At 40.3% G+C, this 3,088-nt stretch carries 3 protein-coding genes and 1 pseudogene; 1 reads left to right on the forward strand and 3 read right to left on the reverse strand.

Annotated features, from left to right (window positions below; genetic code table 11):
- Positions 1–582, reverse strand: a pseudogene (locus tag CWC03_RS21865) (hypothetical protein); the annotation flags it as partial.
- A 141-nt stretch (positions 583–723) separates the two neighbouring features.
- On the reverse strand, positions 724–1,032 hold the full coding sequence (locus CWC03_RS21870) for a helix-turn-helix domain-containing protein (RefSeq protein ID WP_138583650.1): 309 nt from the start codon (positions 1,030–1,032) through the stop codon (positions 724–726).
- 283 nt (positions 1,033–1,315) lie between these two features.
- Between CWC03_RS21870 and CWC03_RS21875 the strand changes: the two genes are divergently transcribed.
- Positions 1,316–1,549: a hypothetical protein gene (locus CWC03_RS21875; RefSeq protein ID WP_010604282.1), complete on the forward strand. Its 234-nt coding sequence runs from the start codon at positions 1,316–1,318 to the stop codon at positions 1,547–1,549.
- 418 nt (positions 1,550–1,967) lie between these two features.
- Here the strand turns inward: CWC03_RS21875 and CWC03_RS21880 are convergent, their stop codons facing one another.
- Positions 1,968–2,765 carry a substrate-binding periplasmic protein gene (locus CWC03_RS21880; RefSeq protein ID WP_138583651.1) on the reverse strand — a complete coding sequence of 266 codons (798 nt, stop codon included), beginning with the start codon at positions 2,763–2,765 and terminating at the stop codon, positions 1,968–1,970.
- Between the last annotated feature and the right edge of the window lie 323 nt (positions 2,766–3,088).

A 3,088-nucleotide genomic window follows, 5' to 3' on the forward strand; every position in this document is an offset into this window, starting at 1 on the left:
GGCACCTGTACTTCCCCCCACAATTTTTGTTAGCTGTGTGGCATTTAACTCCGCACCATATACAAGTGAACTGGTAGCTCGGTCGGTTGAAGTCGCTGATGCAACTTGTTCTCCCTCTGCTCTAGGGTCTTTAAACAGTGCACCAGTGCTTCCCCCTACAATTTTCGCCAGCTGTGTGGCATTTAAAGTATGTTGAGTCAATACTGGAGCTGTTTTGCTGCGGATTAATTCACCGTTTTTGTCAACTCCGCGTGGATCATCATAGTGATGCCCACCAGAGCCACCACTAACCTTATGCAGCTCTTGTGCACTAAGATTTAACGTTGCCGTATTGTTAATCTGTTTACCTCGTGGATCTTTATAATGGTCTAAACCCGAACCACCCACTATTCGGTACAGTTGTGACTCCGCCATAGCATTACCGTTGCGATGGCACTGAGTTGCTACAGCGCTTTGTTTGTTTCGACTAGCGCCATTTACTAAGCGCACGCGAGTGCCTTGTTTTATTTTACTCACAAGCTGTTTTATCGTGATAAAGCAAAAGGTTAGTATGCCTGCTGTCACATTTTTGAATAGCTGCATGTTGATTTCCCTTCAGGATTATTTTCGGTGTTTTGGTTAGCACTACTCTATCGCGAAACGTCAAAAATGAGAATAACTTGTTGCTTATTTTGTAAACAAGTGAAACGAAAGATGTTGTATTAAAAGGTGGATGTTAACACACTAATCTTCCTGACTTTTTCGGTTTTTGCGTTTTTTTGCAGGAGAAGGGCTTTCTCGCCAGAGCTTTACGTCTTGCATCTTTGTGCGTAGGTCCATAAAGTAGTCTGTAATTGGATTAACATCCATACCACAGTATGTACTCCATTCTAAAAAGTACTCGAATGAAAATTTCCGAATACCTTTTTCATACTCTTCATAGGTTTGTCGCCGGATCCCTACTAAGTCAGCCATCTGCTGGGTGGTTTTATCAGCCGACATGCGCAGTCTTCGAAGATCATCACCTGTACACTTAAATCGGGTTCTGCCCACTCACTTAATCCTTTTTCACTCGGGCTCGCGGATATGCGAAAGTTAAATTTTAACGCTGTTACTGTTTCTATTTTGTAAAATTTGGATTGTAACCGCATGTACCAAATTTGCAAGCTTGTTTTGTTTTTATGTTGCTAAAATGATTTTATTAAAGTGTAACTTATTGAATTATAGTGTTTATTTAAATTTTTGTTGTAAATTTTTTTGTTCGACAGAATTTTCAGGCGAAGTTTTTGATAAGCTCAGCTTTATAGAATATCGGTTGGTGACAAAGGATTATTATATGGATTACTTACGTCAGTATAACGATCTTAATATTTATTATGAGGCGTTAAAAAAAGCAAGTAAGCAAGGCTCAGACGTGCCAGAGTCCACGGCGAAATGGTTAGCGTTGGTAGAGACCACCCTATTTGAGCTACAAGAGCTTGCCTATATGGAGAAGGCATATATGCAAAAGTCTAAAACAATGAGTAATTTAGTCGACCTTGTTTATGCTAGTGCACCAACGATGGAGTAGTGCTGTTAAGCTAAGTATTTTCGGTGGAGGGGATGTGCATTACTGGCATCCCCTTTTTTAAAATAGGTTAGCAGTTTATTTTACTGGGGGCGATTTCAAACTTTGATAAAATAAAGTGGTAACGCGCTCTTCTGGTTGCCAATTAGCATAGTTAACCTGAGCTTCGGATAATTAATGCCTTTCTAGCAGCCAGTTTTAGCGCTAACTGCGTTGAATTCACTTCCAATAGCCAGCTATAGGTGCATAAATTCGCCTTGTTATCCCTAAAACTGTCTGGCTAGATAAGGGGATAATTTAATGTGGCATTAAAAACAATGAGTTAGCTCATTCCTTATCCAAACCTCAGGTTAGTTAAGATTAAGCACTTGTAGTGGGCGCGCGGCCACAACTTCTTCCGTGTTTTATCATGCGTGTAAATTCACTCCTCTGTAGCTGCTGCGTTGTCTATTACCTGCCTCAGTGCCGCATCCATCTTCAGGATAAAGTCTTGTTTAAATGGATATTTTTCTTCAAACCCTTTTAAGTACCCAATGTGGGCAGTGCGACGCATTACTATTTTATCTTCAACAATATTACTGGTGTTTAAACTTGGTGTTATCTGCGACATTTTATTGATACCAAGTAAAGTGGAAAGCCGATCATTGACGTAGCAATCAATGCGCCCACGTGCGAGCTTTTCGATATTTGAACGTGTACTTTTGTTTTCCCAAAGTTGAATAAGTCCTTGTTTTTGCGCTTCCATTAGGCTTTCGTCTAGGATGATATAACCGGCATTAATGCCAATATTAAGTACTCTGTCTGGTGTTACATGAGGTAAGTTTTTTAGCGTAACCCCTTGATTACAAAAGGAAACAACCACTTCTTCTTGAAGGGGAATTGAGTACGGCCAGATAAAAGGGCGTTTTTTGATATGAATATAAGGTGGCATTAACGCCATTGCTTCACCGGAAGCCATAGAGGAAACACCTCGCTTCCAAGGTACCGCTTGCAAATTAACTTGATATTCATGACTCAGCAAACGTGCGGCTTGCTTCACTATATCTACATAGATGCCATAAAGCTCGCCGTTAATTTGATAACTATAAGGCGGGTAAGCATCGTCGACCAAAATAGTTACCTTGGTAGGTGCCGAGTATTCAGGTTTATGGGGAGCGGCGTTAGATAAGAGCGGCAGAAAGATATAGCAGCAAATACAAACAAAGCGAAATAAATTCATTTTTCACTTATGTAACTAGTCGTCATTTTTTAAATATAGTCAACAAATAGCGAGTTTGTTAGGAGAGGGTACGTAACTAGTGTTACGAACAACTTGGGCTATAAATTCCCAATATTTACGTATTTGATATGCTTCATCAATGCTTAGATTGAAGCACTTAGGTATTGACACTGCAAAAGTATATTTAACCTGAGCTGCGGATAATTAATGCCTTTCTAGCAGCCAGTTTTAGCGCTAACTGCGTTGAATTCACTTCCAATAGCCAGCTATTGGTGCGTAAATTCGCCTTGCCTACAGGATGTAGGTACCTTAGCGAGAGCAGG

The organism is Pseudoalteromonas sp. S2755 (assembly GCF_005886535.1).
Taxonomy (GTDB): Bacteria; Pseudomonadota; Gammaproteobacteria; order Enterobacterales; family Alteromonadaceae; genus Pseudoalteromonas.